Source organism: Acinetobacter sp. ANC 4648, assembly GCF_002135345.1.
Taxonomy (GTDB): domain Bacteria; phylum Pseudomonadota; class Gammaproteobacteria; order Pseudomonadales; family Moraxellaceae; genus Acinetobacter.
This window is the reverse complement of the sequence record NZ_NEGI01000007.1, coordinates 140,195-160,382: the sequence shown is the minus strand read 5'-3', so window position 1 is coordinate 160,382 and position 20,188 is coordinate 140,195. Positions and strand designations below refer to the sequence as shown.

The 20,188-nt window shown below is 40.0% G+C and carries 15 protein-coding genes, 1 tRNA gene and 1 pseudogene; 16 read left to right on the top strand and 1 reads right to left on the bottom strand.

Annotated elements, in window-relative coordinates:
* The 16 genes and pseudogenes from B9T27_RS12895 to htpG form a co-directional block, all read left to right on the top strand.
* Window positions 1-286, top strand: a pseudogene (locus tag B9T27_RS12895) (elongation factor Tu); the annotation flags it as partial.
* A 55-nt stretch (window positions 287-341) separates the two neighbouring features.
* Window positions 342-417: transfer RNA gene (locus B9T27_RS12890), tRNA-Trp, on the top strand.
* Between the two features lie 78 nt (window positions 418-495).
* Window positions 496-936 (top strand): preprotein translocase subunit SecE, encoded by a 441-nt coding sequence (secE, locus tag B9T27_RS12885; RefSeq protein ID WP_086207216.1) that lies wholly within the window; start codon window positions 496-498, stop codon window positions 934-936.
* Window positions 937-943: 7 nt separating this feature from the next.
* A complete protein-coding gene (gene nusG, locus B9T27_RS12880) occupies window positions 944-1,477 on the top strand; it encodes a transcription termination/antitermination protein NusG (protein WP_086207215.1) in 534 nt (177 codons plus the stop codon).
* Between the two features lie 118 nt (window positions 1,478-1,595).
* Window positions 1,596-2,024 (top strand): 50S ribosomal protein L11, encoded by a 429-nt coding sequence (gene rplK / locus B9T27_RS12875; RefSeq protein WP_086207214.1) that lies wholly within the window; start codon window positions 1,596-1,598, stop codon window positions 2,022-2,024.
* Between the two features lie 3 nt (window positions 2,025-2,027).
* A complete protein-coding gene (gene rplA / locus B9T27_RS12870; RefSeq protein ID WP_086207213.1) occupies window positions 2,028-2,723 on the top strand; it encodes a 50S ribosomal protein L1 in 696 nt (231 codons plus the stop codon).
* A 319-nt stretch (window positions 2,724-3,042) separates the two neighbouring features.
* Complete coding sequence (gene rplJ, locus B9T27_RS12865) at window positions 3,043-3,558, top strand: 50S ribosomal protein L10 (RefSeq protein WP_086207212.1); 516 nt, start codon at window positions 3,043-3,045, stop codon at window positions 3,556-3,558.
* A gap of 42 nt (window positions 3,559-3,600) precedes the next feature.
* Entirely contained in the window at window positions 3,601-3,966 is a 366-nt protein-coding gene (gene rplL / locus B9T27_RS12860) for a 50S ribosomal protein L7/L12 (RefSeq protein ID WP_086207211.1), read from the top strand.
* A gap of 304 nt (window positions 3,967-4,270) precedes the next feature.
* The gene (gene rpoB / locus B9T27_RS12855) at window positions 4,271-8,359 is read left to right on the top strand and encodes a DNA-directed RNA polymerase subunit beta (RefSeq protein ID WP_086207210.1); all 4,089 of its coding nucleotides are present in this window, start codon (window positions 4,271-4,273) and stop codon (window positions 8,357-8,359) included.
* An 89-nt stretch (window positions 8,360-8,448) separates the two neighbouring features.
* Window positions 8,449-12,642 (top strand): DNA-directed RNA polymerase subunit beta', encoded by a 4,194-nt coding sequence (rpoC, locus tag B9T27_RS12850; RefSeq protein ID WP_086207209.1) that lies wholly within the window; start codon window positions 8,449-8,451, stop codon window positions 12,640-12,642.
* A 175-nt stretch (window positions 12,643-12,817) separates the two neighbouring features.
* Window positions 12,818-13,174: a DNA transfer protein p32 gene (locus B9T27_RS12845; protein ID WP_086207208.1), complete on the top strand. Its 357-nt coding sequence runs from the start codon at window positions 12,818-12,820 to the stop codon at window positions 13,172-13,174.
* Between the two features lie 290 nt (window positions 13,175-13,464).
* Entirely contained in the window at window positions 13,465-14,355 is an 891-nt protein-coding gene (locus B9T27_RS12840) for an alpha/beta fold hydrolase (RefSeq protein WP_086207207.1), read from the top strand.
* Between the two features lie 108 nt (window positions 14,356-14,463).
* Complete coding sequence (locus B9T27_RS12835) at window positions 14,464-15,837, top strand: Na+/H+ antiporter family protein (RefSeq protein ID WP_086207206.1); 1,374 nt, start codon at window positions 14,464-14,466, stop codon at window positions 15,835-15,837.
* 217 nt (window positions 15,838-16,054) lie between these two features.
* Window positions 16,055-16,636: an OmpW/AlkL family protein gene (locus tag B9T27_RS12830; protein WP_086207205.1), complete on the top strand. Its 582-nt coding sequence runs from the start codon at window positions 16,055-16,057 to the stop codon at window positions 16,634-16,636.
* A 137-nt stretch (window positions 16,637-16,773) separates the two neighbouring features.
* Window positions 16,774-17,121, top strand: a complete 348-nt coding sequence (locus B9T27_RS12825; RefSeq protein WP_086207204.1) for a lysozyme inhibitor LprI family protein — start codon at window positions 16,774-16,776, stop codon at window positions 17,119-17,121.
* 94 nt (window positions 17,122-17,215) lie between these two features.
* The gene (htpG, locus tag B9T27_RS12820; protein WP_086207203.1) at window positions 17,216-19,135 is read left to right on the top strand and encodes a molecular chaperone HtpG; all 1,920 of its coding nucleotides are present in this window, start codon (window positions 17,216-17,218) and stop codon (window positions 19,133-19,135) included.
* Window positions 19,136-19,195: 60 nt separating this feature from the next.
* On the opposite strand, the gene B9T27_RS12815 is transcribed toward htpG, so the two are convergent.
* Window positions 19,196-19,924: a hypothetical protein gene (locus tag B9T27_RS12815; protein ID WP_086207202.1), complete on the bottom strand. Its 729-nt coding sequence runs from the start codon at window positions 19,922-19,924 to the stop codon at window positions 19,196-19,198.
* Window positions 19,925-20,188 lie beyond the last annotated feature (264 nt).

Sequence of the window (20,188 nt, the reverse complement as noted above, 5' to 3'; positions counted from 1 at the left end):
ACCGCATACTAAGTTTGATGCTGAAGTATATGTACTTTCGAAAGAAGAAGGTGGTCGTCATACTCCGTTCCTTAACGGTTACCGTCCACAGTTCTATTTCCGTACAACTGACGTAACTGGTGCTATCCAATTACAAGACGGCGTTGAAATGGTTATGCCAGGTGACAACGTTGAAATGTCAGTAGAACTAATTCACCCAATCGCAATGGACCCAGGTCTACGTTTTGCGATCCGTGAAGGTGGTCGTACAGTTGGTGCTGGTGTAGTTGCTAAAGTAACTGCATAATAGAATTGAAGTATATTCATGCCGAGAATTTCGATTTTCGGCATGTTTTTGTAAAAGGTTAGTAGTTCAATTGGTAGAGCGTCGGTCTCCAAAACCGAATGTTGGGGGTTCGAGTCCCTCCTGGCCTGCCAAATTATTTTTTTAATAAAAAGCTTGATGCCAGCTAAATTGTCATATAATAAGTCGCGAAACCTACGACGAGTACAAAAATGTCGAATGATAAATCACGTGACGCCATGGGCGACGCAGCAATTCCTCAAAGAAATAATTCAGCTGAAGTAGTTGGTTCTGGTTCTCCACTCGATATTGTGTTGTGGATTATTGCATTGACTTTAATCATTGCTGCACTTATGGTGAATCAATTCTTACCTGGATATTGGGCGCCAGCAAATAGTATTTGGGTACGCATCGGGGTAATTATTGCTTGTATCGTTGTGGCTTTGGGTTTATTATACGCCACCCATCAAGGCAAAGGCTTTGTTCGTTTGCTTCAAGATTCGCGTATAGAATTACGTCGAGTAACTTGGCCAACGAAACATGAAACAGTAACCACTTCATGGCAGGTTTTACTGGTCGTTGTTGTTGCTGCAATCGTTTTGTGGTGTTTTGACTACTTAATTGGTTGGTTTATGAAGTTTATTATCGGGTAAGAGAGCTATGAAACGTTGGTACATTCTTCATGCCTATTCAGGTTATGAAAAACAAGTGATGCGTTCACTTAATGATCGAATCCAGCGTAGCGCTGTTGCTGATAGTTTTGGTGAAGTCCTCGTTCCTACCGAAGAAGTGGTAGAGATGAAGGATGGTAAGAAACGTAAGTCAGAGCGTAAATTCTTTCCAGGCTATGTATTGGTCGAAATGGAAATGAATGATGATACTTGGCATATTGTCAAGGAATGTCCAAAAGTATTGGGCTTCATTGGTGGTACAGCAGAAAAACCTGCGCCAATTACGCAAAAAGAAGCTGATGCAATTCTTGCTCGTGTACGCAATACTGGTGAAGCACCTCGTCCTAAGACAATGTTTGAGCCAGGCGAAGAATTATTAGTTACAGATGGTCCATTCACAGACTTTAAAGGTGTGGTGGAAGAAGTCTTGTACGATAAGTCGCGTTTAACGTTGACGATTAATGTATTTAATCGACCAACTCAAGTTGAATTGGAATTTCGCCAAGTCGAAAAAACAATTTAATTTCAATTGGTTGGAAAAACGCCCGATTTATCGGGCATTATTATTATAACAATGATTTATTGTTGTTATACGTAGACTTGGGGAGCCTAGCGGCGTTTGTACCCAGAGGTAATTTGAAATGGCTAAGAAAATTGACAGCTATATCAAGCTGCAAGTTCCAGCTGGTAAGGCAAATCCATCTCCACCGATTGGTCCTGCATTGGGTCAACGTGGTGTTAACATCATGGCATTCTGTAAAGAATTCAATGCTGCGACACAAAAAGTTGAAGTTGGTCTTCCAATTCCAGTTGTGATTACTGTGTATAACGATAAATCGTTCACATTTATCATGAAAACTCCTCCTGCTGCTGTTCTTCTTAAGAAAGCTGCTGGTATTCAAAAGGGTTCAGCTGTACCTAACAAAACTAAAGTTGGTACGTTGACTCGCGCTCAGTTAGAAGAAATTGCGACTACTAAAGAACCAGATTTAACTGGTGCTGATTTAGACGCACGTGTACGTACCATTGCTGGTTCTGCGCGTTCTATGGGCTTGGAAGTGGAACTATAAGACATGGCTAAGTTAACTAAACGTCAAAAAGCTATTGCTGCTGCTGTTGAAGCTCAAAAAGTTTATACTTTGGAAGAAGCGGTTCAGGTTCTTAATGAACTTTCAGCTGTTAAATTCAAAGAATCTATGGATGTATCGGTAAACTTGGGCGTTGACCCACGTAAATCGGATCAAGTTGTTCGTGGCGCGACTACACTTCCTGCAGGTACTGGTAAAACTGTACGTGTTGCTGTGTTTGCTCAAGGCGCTGCTGCTGAAGCTGCTAAAGCTGAAGGCGCGGACATCGTTGGTTTTGATGATCTTGCTGAAAGCATTCAAGCGGGTAACTTGGACTTTGATGTTGTAATCGCAGCTCCTGACGCTATGCGCGTTGTAGGTAAGTTGGGTACAATTCTTGGTCCACGTGGTTTAATGCCTAACCCTAAAGTGGGTACTGTAACTCCTGATGTAGCGACTGCAGTTAAAAATGCAAAAGCTGGTCAAGCGCGTTACCGTGTTGACAAAGGTGGTATCATCCACGCTGCGATTGGTCAAGTTGGCTTTGAAGCTGCTGCTATCCGTCAAAACCTTGAAGCTCTTGTAGCTGACCTTAAGAAAGCAAAACCTGCGACTTCTAAAGGTATTTATATCAAGAAGATCACTTTGAGCTCTACTATGGGTCCAGGTTTGATCATTGATGTAGCAAACGTTACTAAGTAATTTTACGTTTCGTAAAATTATTACAGAATTTTAAAGCCCTGTATTAACTTTGAAGCATAGCTTTAAAGTTGGCATGAGAATGTTGGATTCCATTGTTCTTGTGTTTTTCAGGCGAACTTTGAATTGATAAGTGTAAATTTATCAGCGTCAAAGACCTCGGGCGAGGAGGGCTCTTCGGAGCTTTCTTCTTAAAATTCCAGTCCGAGTAGACGCGGTGGTGTGATTTATTCCTCCTCCGCGTGTAAGTCAAATGTTTAGTGACTTACGAATTGGGAGTGTACTCGTTTGAGTACATAAATCACTGTTAGGAGGATTTACAATGGCTCTTCTTATAGAAAGCAAAAAACAGATCGTTGCTGAAGTGGCTGAAACTGCTTCTACAGCTTTCGCTGCCGTTGTTGCTGACTACCAAGGTTTAACCGTTGGGCAATTAACTGCTCTTCGTGTTGAAGCTCGTAAACTAGGTGTTGCTACACGTGTTGTACGTAATACTTTAGCTAAACGTGCTCTTCAAGATACGCAATTCGCTATTTTGAATGACACCCTTGTTGGCCCAACAATCTTAGCATTCTCAACTTCTGAAGACGATATGGGTGCAGCTGCACGCTTGTTCGAAGAATTCGCTAAAACTAATAAAGCATTTGAATTAAAGGCTGCTGCATTTGACGGCAAACTTTATCAAGGTGAAGAAATTAGTGTTATCGCGAATCTTCCAAATCAAGAAAAAGCGCTCACTATGCTCGCATCTGTTCTTCAAGCTCCTATTTCGAAATTGGGCCGCTTACTTACAGCGCTTCAAGAGAAAAACGAAGCTCCAGAAGTTACAGAAGCTTAAATCTACTTTCACACCATTCAATACCCATTTGGAGTTACTCTCATGGCTTTAACAAACGAAGAAATCCTAAACGCAGTTGCTGAAAAAACTGTTCTTGAACTTGTTGAACTTATTTCTGCTTTCGAAGAAAAATTCAACGTATCTGCAGCTGCTGTAGCTGTAGCTGCTGGTCCTGCTGCTGCTGCTGCTGAAGAGCAATCAGAATTCAATGTTGAATTGACTTCTTTTGGCGCGAACAAAGTAGCTGTAATTAAAGCAGTTCGTGAAGTTACTGGTCTTGGCTTGAAAGAAGCTAAAGATTTAGTTGAAGGTGCTCCACAAATTCTTAAAGAAGGTGTTTCTAAAGAAGATGCTGAAGCATTGAAAGCTAAACTTGAAACTACTGGTGCTACAATTACTGTTAAGTAATTTGTGCAGGAGTTGATTTTTTATAATCGGCTCCAAAAATGGCTGATGGCTCTTGGGTCATCAGCCTTTTTGCGTTACAATAATCGGCTCGATTTTGAGTTGATAGTTAAAAAATCGTCAATTTATAAAATAAACGATTAAAATCAAACATTTACCAATATTTTTCACTATTAAAAATATTGTTAAGCGTTTTAATACCACCGAAAAATTGCAGCATTTGTAAAGGTGGTGGTCATATCGACCTGCGTAATTCCTTCTGAGCCCGTTCTGCAGGCGGGCTTAGTTTACTTTCCGAGGACTCCAGATGGCATACTCATATACCGAAAAGAAACGGATCCGTAAGAATTTTGGTAAATTGCCCCAAGTGATGGATGCTCCGTACCTGCTCGCGATTCAAGTCGACTCGTACAGAACATTCCTACAAGGCGGTAAAACTCCAAAAAATCGCGAAGATATCGGTCTCCAAGCGGCATTTCGTTCAGTGTTTCCAATTGAAAGTTATTCTGGCAATGCTGCTTTAGAATTCGTTGAGTATAGTCTTGGTAAACCAGAATTTGATGTACGCGAATGTATTCTTCGTGGCTCAACTTTTGCGGCACCAATGCGCGTAAAAATTCGTTTGATCATTAAAGATCGTGAAACGAAATCAATCAAAGACGTTCGTGAGCAAGAAGTGTACATGGGTGAAATGCCACTCATGACCCAAAATGGTACTTTTGTGATCAATGGTACAGAGCGTGTAATTGTATCTCAGTTACATCGTTCACCAGGCGTATTCTTTGATCATGATAAAGGTAAGACGCATTCAAGTGGTAAAGTGCTGTATTCAGCACGTATCATTCCTTACCGTGGTTCGTGGTTAGATTTTGAATTTGATGCCAAAGATTTAGTTTACGTTCGTATTGACCGTCGTCGTAAATTGTTAGCAACTGTCGTTTTACGTGCTCTAGGCTATAACAACGAACAAATCCTAGATATGTTCTATGAAAAAGTGCCAGTATACCTAGATATGGGTAGTTACCAAATTGACCTCGTACCTGAGCGTTTACGTGGTGAGATGGCACAATTTGACATTGCTGATAATGATGGCAAGGTTATTGTTGAACAAGGTAAACGTATTAATGCGCGTCATGTACGTCAAATGGAAGCATCTGGCTTAACTAAGCTTCCTGTACCTGATGAATACTTATATGAACGTATTGTTGCTCAAGATGTACCTTTGCATAATGGCGAAGTTATTGCTGCAAATACAGTATTGAGTCATGAAGTGATGGTACGTTTGGCTGAAGGTGGTGTTAAGCAATTTAACCTACTGTATACCAACGATATCGACCGTGGTTCATTCGTTGCTGATTCTCTACGTGTGGATGCGACTGAAGGTCGTGAGCAAGCACTTGTAGAAATCTATAAAGTGATGCGTCCAGGCGAGCCACCAACAAAAGAAGCGGCAGAAAATTTATTCAATAACTTGTTCTTCTCGACAGAGCGTTATGATTTATCGCCTGTAGGTCGTATGAAGTTCAACCGTCGTTTAGGTCGTCCTTACGAAGTTGGAACAGATCAGAAATCACGTGAAGTTGAAGGTATTCTTTCAAACTCAGACATCATTGACGTACTTAAAACACTCGTTGAAATCCGTAACGGTAAAGGCGAAGTGGATGATATCGACCATTTAGGTAACCGTCGTGTACGTTCTGTTGGTGAAATGACAGAAAACCAATTCCGTGTTGGTTTAGTTCGTGTTGAACGTGCTGTTAAAGAACGTTTAAGCCAAGCTGAAACAGATAACTTGTCTCCGCAAGATTTAATCAATGCGAAGCCAGTGGCTGCGGCAATCAAAGAATTCTTTGGTTCAAGCCAATTGTCTCAGTTCATGGATCAAAATAATCCATTGTCTGAAATTACACACAAACGTCGTGTATCAGCGCTTGGGCCTGGTGGTTTGACACGTGAACGTGCTGGATTTGAAGTACGTGACGTACATCAAACTCACTATGGCCGTGTATGTCCAATTGAAACGCCAGAGGGTCCAAACATTGGTTTGATCAACTCGCTTTCTGTATATGCAAAAGCAAACGATTTTGGTTTCTTAGAAACCCCGTATCGTAAAGTTGTTGATGGCCAAGTTACACTTGATATTGAATATCTTTCTGCAATTGAAGAAGTGGGTACTGTGATTGCACAGGCCGATTCTGCATTGGATAAAGATGGTCGTTTGGCTGAAGAATTTGTTTCTGTACGTCATGAAGGTGACTTCGTTCGTATGCCGCCTGAAAAAGTGACGCATATGGATGTATCTGCACAGCAGGTTGTTTCTGTTGCTGCATCACTTATTCCATTCCTTGAACACGATGATGCCAACCGTGCATTGATGGGTTCAAACATGCAACGTCAGGCAGTACCGACTTTGCTTGCTGACAAACCACTTGTTGGTACAGGTATGGAAGCGAATGTAGCACATGACTCAGGTGTATGTGTGATCGCTGGTCGTGGTGGACGTATCGAGTTTGTAGATGCATCACGTGTCGTTATTCGTGTGAATGAAGACGAAATGATTGCAGGTGAAGCAGGTGTAGATATCTATAACCTGATCAAATACACACGTTCGAACCAAAATACATGTATCAACCAAAAAGTTCTTGTGAACCTGGGTGATAAAGTTGGTCGTGGCGATGTATTGGCTGATGGTCCATCTACAGACGGTGGTGAATTAGCACTCGGTCAAAATATGCGCGTTGCATTCATGACTTGGAATGGTTACAACTACGAAGACTCAATCTTACTTTCTGAGCGTGTGCTTCAAGAAGACCGTTTGACTTCAATTCACATTCAAGAATTATCATGTGTAGCGCGTGATACGAAGTTAGGTGCAGAAGAAATTACTGCGGATATTCCTAACGTTGGTGAAGCTGCACTGTCTAAATTGGATGAGTCAGGTATCGTTTATATCGGTGCTGAAGTGACTGCGGGTGACATTCTTGTTGGTAAAGTAACCCCTAAAGGTGAAACGCAATTAACACCAGAAGAAAAACTGCTTCGTGCAATCTTTGGTGAAAAAGCGGCTGACGTGAAAGACTCTTCTTTACGTGTTCCATCGGGCACTAAAGGTACAGTCATTGACGTACAAGTATTTACACGTGATGGTATTGAGAAAGATGAACGTGCTCAAGCAATTGAGAAAGCTCAACTTGACGCTTACCGTAAAGACTTGAAAGAAGAATACAAAATCTTTGAAGAAGCAGCACGTGAACGTATTGTTCGCTTGTTGACTGGCCAAGAATCGAATGGCGGTGGCACGACTAAACGTGGTGACAAACTTTCTGAAGATATGTTGTCTGGTTTAGAGTTTGTTGATCTACTTGAGATTCAACCGGCTGATGAAGGCATTGCTGAACGTTTAACTCAAATTCAAGTGTTCTTAAAAGAGAAGAGCATTGAAATTGATGAAAAATTTGCTGAGAAAAAACGCAAACTTTCTACAGGTGATGAGCTTACAACTGGTGTATTGAAAGTTGTTAAAGTGTATTTAGCTGTAAAACGTCGTATCCAACCAGGTGATAAAATGGCGGGTCGTCATGGTAACAAAGGTGTTGTCTCTAACATCTTACCAGTCGAAGACATGCCACATGACATCCATGGTGTTCCTGTTGATATCGTACTTAACCCATTGGGTGTACCATCACGTATGAACGTGGGTCAGATTCTTGAGACTCACTTGGGGATGGCAGCAAAAGGTCTTGGCGATAAAATTGACAAGATGTTGCAACAACAACGTACCATTGCTGAAATGCGTATCTTCTTAGACAAGATTTATAACAAAGTTGGTGGCGAGCAAGAAGATCTTGATAGCTTAACTGATGATGAAATCTTAGCGCTTTCTAAAAACTTGCGTAAAGGTGTTCCTTTAGCAACGCCAGTATTTGATGGTGCTAATGAAGATCAAATCAAAGAGTTACTTGAGCTTGCTGACATTCCACGTACAGGGCAAACAGTCTTGTATGACGGACGTACAGGCGAACGTTTTGACCGTCCAGTAACTGTTGGTTATATGTACATGCTGAAATTGAACCATTTGGTTGATGACAAAATGCATGCACGTTCTACTGGTTCTTACTCTCTTGTAACGCAACAACCATTGGGCGGTAAAGCTCAGTTCGGTGGTCAGCGTTTTGGTGAGATGGAGGTCTGGGCACTTGAAGCATATGGCGCGGCGTATACGTTGCAAGAAATGCTAACAGTTAAATCGGATGATGTTGAAGGTCGTACTCGCATCTATAAAAATATTGTAGATGGTAACCATTATATGGATCCGGGCATGCCTGAATCGTTCAACGTATTGACCAAAGAGATCCGTTCTTTAGGTATCAACATTGAACTGAAAAATGGTGATTAAGCTTTAGGCTTAATCCAAATTTTCAGGAAAAAACAATATTTGTGACCCAGTCGGGGAGTGAACAGCTCCTCGACACACGGAGAAAAAAATTGAAAGACTTGCTCGATATCATGCGCAAAAAGACGGATTCAGACGGTCATGCTCCAGTAGAGTTTGATCGCATCCGTATTGGTCTTGCGTCACCAGAAATGATTAAGTCATGGTCTCATGGTGAAGTTAAAAAACCTGAGACGATTAACTATCGTACCTTTAAACCAGAACGTGACGGTTTATTCTGTGCCAAGATTTTTGGACCAGTAAAAGATTACGAATGCTTGTGTGGTAAATACAAGCGTATGAAATACAAAGGCGTCATTTGTGAAAAATGTGGCGTTGAAGTAACTACTGCAAAAGTTCGTCGTGAGCGCATGGGTCATATTGATCTTGCATCTCCAGTGGCGCACATCTGGTTCTTGAAATCATTACCGTCCCGTATTGGTCTATTATTAGACATGACTCTACGTGATATCGAACGTGTATTGTATTTCGAATCATACGTTGTGACTGATCCTGGTATGACTCCAATGGAGAAATATCAACTTCTTAATGATGAAGAATACTTCACTGCATTAGAAGAACACGGTGATGAGTTCAGCGCGAAAATGGGTGCAGAAGCGATTCAAGACTTGTTGAAAGACATCGATCTTGAAGCTGAAATTGCTCGTTTACGTGAAGAAATTCCACAAACAACTTCAGAGACGAAGCTTAAAAAAGCGTCTAAACGTTTGAAGTTGATGGAAGCATTCAACGATTCGAACAACAAACCAGAATGGATGGTGTTGACTGTACTTCCAGTTCTTCCACCTGATCTTCGTCCGTTAGTTCCACTTGAAGGTGGTCGTTTCGCGACTTCTGATTTGAACGATCTTTATCGTCGTGTGATTAACCGTAACAACCGTTTAAAACGTCTTTTAGACCTTGCTGCTCCAGACATTATCGTACGTAACGAAAAACGTATGTTACAAGAGTCTGTAGATGCATTGTTAGACAACGGTCGTCGTGGCCGTGCGATTACAGGTTCGAACAAACGTCCTCTTAAATCTTTGGCAGATATGATCAAAGGTAAACAAGGTCGTTTCCGTCAAAACTTGTTGGGTAAACGTGTGGATTATTCAGGTCGTTCGGTAATTACCGTTGGTCCTACTCTACGTTTACACCAATGTGGTCTTCCAAAGAAAATGGCACTTGAATTATTCAAACCATTCATCTTTGCAAAACTACAAGCTTCGGGTCAAGCAACCACCATTAAAGCTGCGAAGAAAATGGTTGAGCGTGAAACTCCAGAAGTTTGGGACGTGCTTGCATCTGTTATTCGTCAACATCCAGTGATGTTGAACCGTGCGCCAACGCTTCACCGTTTAGGTCTTCAAGCATTTGAACCTATTCTCATTGAAGGTAAAGCGATCCGTTTGCATCCGTTAGTCTGTGCTGCGTTTAACGCCGACTTCGACGGTGACCAAATGGCGGTACACGTACCATTAACCATTGAAGCTCAGTTAGAAGCTCGTGCGTTAATGATGTCGACTAACAACATCTTGTCACCTGCAAATGGTGAGCCAATTATCGTACCTTCTCAAGACGTGGTCTTGGGCTTGTATTACATCACTCGTGATGCAATCAATGTCAAAGGCGAAGGCATGGTGTTCTCGGACACAGATGAAGTAAATCGTGCATTGGCAACGGGTCAAGTGAACTTACACGCTCGCGTTAAAGCACGTGTACACCAGACTGTGATTGATGAAGATGGTAATCGTGAACATCAAACGATTATTGTGGATACGACTCCTGGTCGTTGCTTACTTTGGGAAGTTGTTCCTGAAGGTATGGATTTCCAACAAATCAACGTTGAGATGACTAAAAAGAACATCTCTAAATTGATTAACTCTTGCTACCGTAAATTGGGTTTGAAAGATACTGTTATCTTTGCTGACCAATTAATGTACTTGGGTTTCCGTCAAGCGACTCGTTCAGGCGTTTCTGTGGGTATGGAAGACATGCTCATTCCACCACAAAAACAAGCAATTATCGAAAAAGCAGAAGTTGAAGTTCGTGAAATTGAACAACAATTCGAGCAAGGTTTCGTAACTGCTGGTGAGCGTTATAACAAAGTCGTCGATATTTGGGCACGTACCAATGACCAAGTTGCGAAAGCGATGATGGATAACTTGTCTTTCACTACTGTTAAAAACAAACAGGGTGAAGATGAGAAGCAAAAATCATTCAACAGTATCTACATGATGTCTGACTCTGGTGCCCGTGGTAGTGCGGCGCAGATTCGTCAGCTTGCAGGTATGCGTGGTTTGATGGCGAAGCCAGATGGTTCGATCATTGAAACCCCAATTAAAGCAAACTTCCGTGAAGGTTTGACAGTACTTCAGTACTTCATCTCAACACATGGTGCGCGTAAAGGTTTGGCCGATACAGCACTTAAAACAGCGAACTCAGGTTACTTGACTCGTCGTTTGGTTGACGTTGCACAAGATTTAGTAATTACAGAACCAGATTGCGGTACTTTAGACGGTCTAGTAATGACACCATTCATTCAAGGTGGTGATGTTATTGAGAACCTTGGTGCGCGAGTATTGGGCCGTGTTGTTGCTGAAGATGTGAAACGTGTTGGTTCTGACGAAGTTCTACTTCCACGTAATACTTTAATTGATGAAAAACTTGCTGCATTTATTGAAAATGCGGGTGTTGACGAAATTAAAGTACGCTCAGTTGTAAACTGTGCTTCTACTTTCGGTGTATGTGCTAAATGTTATGGTCGTGACTTGGCTCGTGGTCATCAGGTAAATCCTGGTGAGTCTGTGGGTGTTATGGCTGCACAATCAATTGGTGAACCGGGTACCCAGTTAACCATGCGTACATTCCACGTGGGTGGTGCTGCAAGCCGAACTTCTGCTGCAAATAGCGTTCAAGTACGTAACAAAGGTACAGTACGTTTCCATAACGTGAAAACTGTACAACATGCTAAAGGTCACTTGGTATCTGTTTCGCGTTCAGGTGAAATTGGTATCGCGGATGAGATCGGTCGTGAACGTGAACGTTACAAACTGCCATATGGTGCGTCAATCTTGTTGAAAGATGGTGAAGCTGTTGAAGGCGGTGGTATTGTTGCAACTTGGGATCCGCATACACATCCACTTGTTACAGAAGTAGCAGGTAAAGCACGTTTCAGCCAAATTGCTGATGGTGTAACTGCAACATCGAAAACTGATGATGCAACGGGTATGACCACGACTGAAATTTTACCTGTAACAGCACGTCCTGCTTCTGGTAAAGATTTACGTCCTGCAATCGTGTTGGATACAACCGATGGTGGCGAACAGTTCTACTTCTTGCCACAAAATACCATTGTAACTGTCCGTGATGGCGAAACGATTGGTGTCGGTGACGTTATTGGTCGTGTACCACAAGAAACTTCACGTACACGTGATATTACCGGTGGTCTACCGCGTGTAGCTGATTTATTCGAAGCACGTAAACCGAAAGAACATGCAATCTTGGCTGAAATTTCAGGTGTTGTAAGCTTCGGTAAAGAGACCAAAGGTAAGAATCGTCTTGTGATTACACCGGATGATGGTTCTGAAATTTATGAAGAACTAATTCCGAAATGGCGTACCATGAACGTGTTCGAAGGTGAACATGTAAACCGTGGTGAAACCGTTTCTGATGGTCCACAAAACCCGCATGACATTTTACGTTTGAAAGGCGAAGTTGCACTTACAAACTATGTTGTAAATGAAGTGCAAGACGTTTACCGTCTCCAAGGTGTAAAAATCAATGATAAGCACATTGAAGTCATCGTACGTCAAATGTTGCGTAAAGTTGATATCACTGATGGTGGTGATACGAGCTTCATTAAAGGTGAGCAAGTTGAGTACATCCGCGTGGTTCAAGAAAACCAAGCAGTATTGGCTCAGAACAAGTTCCCTGCGAAGTTTGAACGTTTGTTAATGGGTATTACCAAAGCATCGCTTTCTACTGACTCGTTTATCTCTGCTGCATCGTTCCAGGAAACCACTCGTGTGTTAACTGAAGCGGCTGTAACAGGTAAAGAAGATGAATTACGTGGCTTGAAAGAAAACGTAGTTGTGGGTCGTTTGATTCCAGCGGGTACGGGCCTTGCTTACCATTTAGAACGTCGTCGTCAAGAAGCTGAAGCTGCAGAGCATGAGTTAGTGAATGACTTCTCTGATGTAGATCAAGCATTCTCTCAAGCATTAAACGAAGATTCTTTCTAAGTTTAATGTTTGAACAAAAAAAGGCGCCTTAGGGCGTCTTTTTTTGTTTTTTATAAAATTCAAATATATAAAGTTTTTTAAAGGCTCAATTTGATAAAAGTAACAAAAAATACTTATTTAATCGATTAAACAGGAATAAGCTAATTCTAATAAAAGCTAATGAGGATGTTATCCAATGAAAAAAATTATTGTGGTTTTATTATGTGCTGCATTTCCATTGATGACTTTAACGGGTTGTACCAATATGGCGGGTAATGAAAAACAAATTGGTACTGCCGCTTTAGGTGGTGCAATCGGTGGTGGTCTTGGAAACAGTGTTGGTGGTGGTTTAGGTGCAGCTGTAGGTGCTGGTGGTGGTGCAGCAGTCGGCAGTAAAGCTCAAAATGGTTCTAACCGCAATGCAACGTACAGTGGTATTGGAGCAGGTATTGGGTCTGTAGTTGGTAAAGGTCTTTTCGGTGGTAATGCGGGTGCTGCCATTGGTGGTGCGATTGGTGGTGGTGCAGGTGCTGCCATAGAGCAAAATAAATAAGTGAAGAAAAAAGCGCGATTCAGCGCTTTTTTTGTGTCTGAAATTAAGGCATGAATTGGTTTGTAAATGTATTTTGATTTTTAAGTGTGTACCTTTTAGTGATGTCTATTGATTGAGCATAAGAAAAGGAAAAGGGGGGATTGTCTGTATTTTTTGGATAATTTTTTGCATAGTCAATTCTAATTGCGAAATTTTAAATCATAATAAAGAACAAAGTGACATACGGCATTAATAAAAATGTCCGTCACAACACATGAATAATCAATTTAAAATAACAAATAGGTGACTCAATGCACGCTCAGACTCATTGGATTTCAACTCAAGATGAGCAGAAACTTTATGCTAAAACTTGGGGTGATCAAAATAAAGCGGCTATAGTATTGGTACATGGTTATCCAGATAACCAAGAGGTTTGGGAGCCGATCATTGAAGAGCTTATTCATGATTTTTACATTATCACTTATGATGTTCGTGGTGCAGGACAATCCACAGTTCCAAAGCGAATTCGTGATTATGCTTTAGCCCGCTTATCTTTAGACTTAGAATGTGTAGTAAATACTTTACTACCCAATCGTCACTTTCACTTAGCTGCACATGATTGGGGATCTATTCAATCTTGGGAATCAGTGACTGAACCAAAATTTAAAGATCGTATTCAGTCTTATACCACTATGTCTGGGCCATGTTTAGATCATGCAGCCTTTTGGATGCGTGATCAATTTACCCATGAAAAGAGTACATTTTTTAAACAACTGGTCAAGTCATGGTATATCGTTGCTTTCCAATTACCAATTATTGCACCCACTATCTGGCATTTTTTTAGTCCTGAGCGATGGGGTAAAGTCCTAAGTCAATTAGAAAAAAAGCAAGATTTACCATTGAATCAAAATATTTCTGCTGATGGCCAGCATGGTATTGGATTATATCGTGCCAACTTTATTCCACGTTTAACCCGACCAAGACAACGTTTTGCAATTTGTCCTGTACAAGCGATAGTGCTACAACGAGATAACTTTGTAAGCCCTGAATTAATTGATGAAATGCCAAAATGGGCGAGTGATTTTGAACGTGTTGAAGTGGATGCGAATCACTGGGCGGTACTGAGTCGTCCTCATGAAATTGCGCAATATATCAAAATCTTTGCACAGAAAAATGAGTATAAGTCGCTAAAGAACGCATAATAAAAAGAAAAATATTGCCAGATTTTATTATGCGTGAATAGACTTAGGGGGAGTAAATTAAAAGATTAATTTCTGATAAAATGCCTCCTTTTTCAAAAAACTTTTCTTATGATTGCAATTATCGCTGCTATCGTGGTCATGTTCGGACTTTCTTTAGCCCGTGTACCTGTTGTTTTTGCACTTATTATTGGTGCAGTGACTGGTGGACTTTTGGCTGGCTTAGGCTTACAGGGGACTTTAGAGGCATTTAATAATGGTTTAGGTGGCGGTGCTAAAATTGCTTTAGCCTATGGTGTGCTGGGTGCTTTTGCTCTGGCTTTGGCGCGTTCAGGTTTACCTGATTTACTGGCTTATAAGTTGATACGAATTTTAAAAACAGATAGCGACAGTCAATCTCAAAATAAAGTGAAATATATTATTTTTGTGACCATCGCTTTAGCTGCAGTCTCTTCTCAAAATTTAATTCCAGTACATATTGCATTTATTCCAGTATTAATTCCGCCGCTATTGGGCGTATTTAACCATTTAAATTTAGATCGACGCGCAGTAGCTTGCTTATTAACCTTTGGTTTGTGTGCAACCTATATGCTGATTCCAGTCGGTTTTGGTGCAATCTTTCTGAATGATATTTTGGCACAGAATATTAATACTTTTGGTAAACCGTATGGATTTGCGGTGAATAATGAACAAATTCCACATGCTATGCTCATTCCAGTAGTGGGTATGTTTGTCGGTTTATTGATTGCATTATTTATTAGTTATCGTAAACCACGTTATTATCAAGATATTCAAGTTGAAGCCAAAGTTCACAGCATTACGGGTGAAATGACCACCGATGAAGCTGATGATGCTGTGCCAAAAATTGCGAAATTCACTTTGTTTATGGCTGCTTTTGCAGTTCTGGCAACGCTATCCGTGCAATTGTATTCAGACTCTATGATTCTTGCAGGACTGGTCGGGGTTGCGATTTTGAGTTGTGCTGGCATCTTTAAATGGAAAGAAGCGGATGATGTCATTATTACCGGCATGCGGATGATGGCATTGGTTGGTTTTATTATGATTGCTGCGCAAGGTTTTGCTGCGGTGATTGAGGCGACACATCAGGTTCCCGCTTTGGTTGAAGCATCTGTCCACTGGATTGGAGATAGTCAGGCTTTAGCGGCTTTTTTAATGTTACTGATTGGTTTATTGATTACTTTAGGCATTGGTTCTTCTTTTTCAACAGTACCAATTTTAGCGATTATTTATGTACCGCTGTGTATTCAGTTTGGATTTAGTCCTATGGCCACGATTGCCATTATTGGTACAGCAGCAGCTTTAGGGGATGCTGGTTCTCCTGCTTCAGATTCAACTTTAGGACCGACTTCTGGTTTAAATATGGATGGACAGCATGATCATATGAAAGATAGTGTTGTTCCGACCTTCCTACATTTTAATATTCCATTATTGGTTTTTGGTTGGATTGCAGCCATGGTTTTATAATAAAAAGTAATTAAATTAAAATATAAAAATATTTTTATAATAAAATAAAGTATATTAATTAGGTTGGATTTAAAACCAACCTAATTAATATGATTAAATTTAAGCAATTGATTTTAATTGTAATTTAATAATGTATTTAAAAAACATTATTTATATGTTTGCATTGAATTTAAATGTGTGTTTATTATGCATTAAAATAACACTGTGGAAATTTAAAATGTTAAAACAAGCTATTATTATTGCTTTAATGGGGATTTCATCAGCGACTTTTGCTGATTGGCAAGTAAAAGTTGGAGCTTCAGCAATCGCATCAACGAATGATACTGTTATTGCACCTGGTGCTGTGGTAAAAGCAGACAATGAGATTGCATTTACACCATCTGTCGAATATTTTTTTGCTGATACACCTTTTTCTGCTGAGTTATTATTGGCAACACCAGTCAACCATGACATTTTATTGAATGGTACAAACGTCGCAAAAATTAAACATTTACCACCGACGATTACGGCAAAATATAATTTTAAAAATATGACCCGATTTACTCCATATGTCGGTCTTGGTGGGACTGCATTTATTGCATGGGATGAAGAAGGTGTAGCTAAAGATGTTAAAGAAGCTTTTGGTGTAGCGGGTCAATTGGGTTTTAACTTCCAACCTGCAGATGCAAAAAACTGGGGTGTGTATGTTGATGTGCGTTATGCTAAATTAAGTCCTGAAGTGACCTTGGTTGATGGTACTAAATTTGATTTAGATATTGATCCAATTGTATATACATTAGGTTATAGCTTTAAATTTTAATTTTAAAAATAAGTATAAAAAAACCTCAGATATGTACTGAGGTTTTTTTATTGAGGTATGATAAAAATCAATCAAAAATTTGTTTGGGCTAACTTTAATTCTTAATGCTACTTATTCATTGAATTGGAATTGATGACATGAAAAAGATAACTTTTGCTTTCATAGTTTTTAATTTATTGACTGCTTCCTTGAGCATTCAAGCTGCGAGTTTTAAGTGCGAATCTGCACAAACCAAAACAGAACATGCGGTATGTGAACATCGTGGTTTAAATGATGCAGATGTCAAAATGGTGACTACTTATAATATTGTCCGCAAGCTGGTAGCCATGGGGACTCGTGGTGTGATTCAAGATCAGCAGGTAAAATGGTTGGCTTTACGTAATCAATGCCAAGATAATGTCAGTTGTTTATCTGAGGTTTATAAAATGCGTCAGCAAAAATTAGATATCTATATGAATTATATCTATGAACAAGGACCTTTTTAATAAAAAAATTGATTTTGCTATTGAAAAATCCAGCTCGCACTCCAATTCATTAAACATTCGATAAAAAGATCGTGATGTATTTAAGGAGTGATTTATGAGCGAACAGAGTACACAAAAATATAGTTTCCAAGCCGAAGTAGCACAGCTGTTACATTTAGTGACGCATTCTCTCTATTCAAATCCAGATATTTTTTTACGTGAATTGATTTCCAATGCCTCTGATGCGTGTGACAAATTACGTTTTGAAGGGATCAATCATCCTGAATATTATGAAAATGATCCAGACTTACATGTTCGCGTTAGCCTAGATAAAGAACTTAAAACCATTACTATCTCGGATAATGGAATTGGTTTGAGTCAACAAGAAGCGATTGATCATTTGGGTACCATTGCAAAATCGGGTACCAAAGACTTCATGTCAAAACTCTCAGGTGATCAAAAGGCAGATGCACAACTGATTGGCCAATTTGGTGTCGGTTTCTATTCAGGCTTCATTGTTGCAGAAAAAATTACAGTAGAATCACGTCATGCCGGGCTTCCAGCATCTGAAGGCGTGCGTTGGATTAGTACAGGTACAGGTGATTTTGAAGTTGAGCAAATCAACAAAGCCTCACGTGGTACCGATATTATTCTGCATTTACGTGATGATGCACTAGAGTATTTAGAGTCTCATAAAGTCAAACAGATTATTAATAAGTATTCTGATCATATTAGCCTGCCGATAGAAATGCAGAAAGAAGTTTGGCAGCCAGAAGAAGTTGTTGAAGGTGAAGCAGCAAAACCAGGTCATATGGTGAAGACGGATGAGTGGGAAGCGATTAACTCAGCCAGTGCTTTATGGACACGTAATAAAAATGAAATTACTGAAGAACAGTACATTGAGTTTTATAAAAATTTAACCCATGACTTTGATGCACCATTGGCTTGGGCGCATAATCGTGTTGAGGGTAGTACTGAATATACGCAGTTGCTGTATGTTCCAAGCAAGGCTGCAAGTAATATTTTTACTCGTGAAGCCAAAGCAGGCATTAAACTGTATGTAAAACGTGTCTTTATTATGGATGAGGCGGATAATCTAATTCCAAATTATCTACGTTTTGTACAGGGTGTGGTTGATAGTGCCGATCTTCCTCTGAATGTAAGTCGTGAGCTGTTACAAGAAAGCCGTGATGTTAAAACTATTCGTGAAGGCAATGCACGTCGTGTATTAACCATGTTGGATAGTTTGGCGAAATCAGAAGAAGTTGCAGATCAGGAAAAATTCAAAACCTTCTATACTGAATTTGGTTCAGTACTTAAGGAAGGCTTAGGTGAAGACCAGACCAACCGTGAACGCATTTTAAAACTACTTCGCTTCGCGACTTCAACCAATGATGATATTTCAACCTCATTGGCGGATTACAAAGCACGAATGAAAGAAGGGCAAAAAGCGATTTACTATGTGACTGCCGATAGTTTAAGCGCTGCAAAAAATTCACCACAGCTTGAATTATTTAAGAAAAAAGACATTGAAGTTTTATTGATGGCTGATCGTGTGGATGAATGGGCGATGGAATTCGTGCATGAATTTGATGGTACGCCGCTGCAAAATGTATCTAAAGGAGCTGTTGATCTGGGCGATTTGCAAGATGCTGAAGAGAAGCAAGCACTTGAAGCCGCTGCTGAACAATTTAAGCCTGTTGTAGAACAGCTCACAGCTGCTTTGAAAGCAAAAACTAGTCAAGTCCGTGTTACCACGCGTTTAGTCGATTCACCTGCTTGTTTAGTGACGGGTGAGGGTGAGTTATCACCACAATTACTGCGTATGTTGAAGCAAGCAGGACAAGCTGTTCCTGAAAGTAAGCCGATTTTGGAAATTAACCCTGAACATCCTTTGGTAAAAAAATTGCAAGGTTCTGAGCAATTTGATGATTTAGCCAGTGTGATTTTTGATCAAGCAGTTATTGCTGAAGGTGGGTTACCTGATGATCCTGCTGAATATGTAAAACGTATTAATCAGCTATTGTTGAAGTAATCTTTACATAAAAAAAGGGCTATGAGATATAGCCCTTTTTTATGTTGGTTTTGAGCTGATTTAAAAATGTAGCTCAAAACCCAAACGACTTCCTAAAGTGTGATCCATTCCATTTTGCTTGTTATTGTAAAAATTCATATCACTTTGAATATATAACCAATTTCGCCATATGGGTTGCTGCCATGAAAGATAGGGCCCCCAACTGTTTAAGGTCATTTCCTTATCATAATAACCACTGCTATACATGCCTAGAATAAGTGCATGATTTTTTAGAAATTGATATCTTTGATAAGTTCGATCCTCCCAAATCAAATTTTCTTCTTCATGCTTAATATAGGTCAGATTAAATTGATTATAAGCGGAAGCTCTTTGGGATTGGGCATGGCTCAGTTTTAGCTTCGTGTTGAAATAGTTTTTATTGTCGACACCATAACGATAGGTCTGCGAGGCATCTAATTTTAAGTTTCGATCAAGAGTCCAATTTTGTGATGCATTCAGCTGAACATACATATCTTTATTTGAATTTGAACCTAAGCGCATTTCATTTTTAAAAGGTAATAGCTGCGATAGGTTGGATAATGCTTCAGTTAGGATATCAACATGTCGTTTTTTCTGCGTGGTTAAATGCTTTTTTTGGGTTTGTGAATTAAATTGGTATGTAGCTTGAGGATTCAATTGCTCCGCTTGTTGGGTTCGTTGTTGCAGTGAATCTGTGCCAAAAACCTGCATTAATGATTGAATATATTCTTCTGTTACGGGCGTATTGTTATCAATAGCAGCAACAGTCATTTCACTCTTTTGAATTGAGTTAATCCTGTTTTTGGGGACATGGCATGTATTTTGGTATCGAAAATTAAAACGACGTAGAGGATATTGATCATCGCGAAAAGTGCGAGCTTTCTGATTTATGTTAGTGAGTTGATAAAAATTAAAGTCATAAAATTCCATGCCGTTCAATAATATAGACAGCAGAATGCTCATTTTAAAAGACTGTACCTGATAAAATCTCATTTAGATCAATTAAAGTGATCCAATTTTTAGCGCAGTATACTC

What these genes read in the sequence shown, in the direction of transcription:
- secE (WP_086207216.1), top strand. Translation starts at nt 496, where the DNA reads ATGTCGAATGATAAATCACGTGACGCCATGGGCGACGCAGCAATTCCT.
- nusG (WP_086207215.1), top strand. Translation starts at nt 944, where the DNA reads ATGAAACGTTGGTACATTCTTCATGCCTATTCAGGTTATGAAAAACAA.
- rplK (WP_086207214.1), top strand. Translation starts at nt 1,596, where the DNA reads ATGGCTAAGAAAATTGACAGCTATATCAAGCTGCAAGTTCCAGCTGGT.
- rplA (WP_086207213.1), top strand. Translation starts at nt 2,028, where the DNA reads ATGGCTAAGTTAACTAAACGTCAAAAAGCTATTGCTGCTGCTGTTGAA.
- rplJ (WP_086207212.1), top strand. Translation starts at nt 3,043, where the DNA reads ATGGCTCTTCTTATAGAAAGCAAAAAACAGATCGTTGCTGAAGTGGCT.
- rplL (WP_086207211.1), top strand. Translation starts at nt 3,601, where the DNA reads ATGGCTTTAACAAACGAAGAAATCCTAAACGCAGTTGCTGAAAAAACT.
- rpoB (WP_086207210.1), top strand. Translation starts at nt 4,271, where the DNA reads ATGGCATACTCATATACCGAAAAGAAACGGATCCGTAAGAATTTTGGT.
- B9T27_RS12845 (WP_086207208.1), top strand. Translation starts at nt 12,818, where the DNA reads ATGAAAAAAATTATTGTGGTTTTATTATGTGCTGCATTTCCATTGATG.
- B9T27_RS12840 (WP_086207207.1), top strand. Translation starts at nt 13,465, where the DNA reads ATGCACGCTCAGACTCATTGGATTTCAACTCAAGATGAGCAGAAACTT.
- B9T27_RS12835 (WP_086207206.1), top strand. Translation starts at nt 14,464, where the DNA reads ATGATTGCAATTATCGCTGCTATCGTGGTCATGTTCGGACTTTCTTTA.
- B9T27_RS12830 (WP_086207205.1), top strand. Translation starts at nt 16,055, where the DNA reads ATGTTAAAACAAGCTATTATTATTGCTTTAATGGGGATTTCATCAGCG.
- B9T27_RS12825 (WP_086207204.1), top strand. Translation starts at nt 16,774, where the DNA reads ATGAAAAAGATAACTTTTGCTTTCATAGTTTTTAATTTATTGACTGCT.
- htpG (WP_086207203.1), top strand. Translation starts at nt 17,216, where the DNA reads ATGAGCGAACAGAGTACACAAAAATATAGTTTCCAAGCCGAAGTAGCA.
- B9T27_RS12815 (WP_086207202.1), bottom strand. Translation starts at nt 19,924, where the DNA reads ATGACTGTTGCTGCTATTGATAACAATACGCCCGTAACAGAAGAATAT.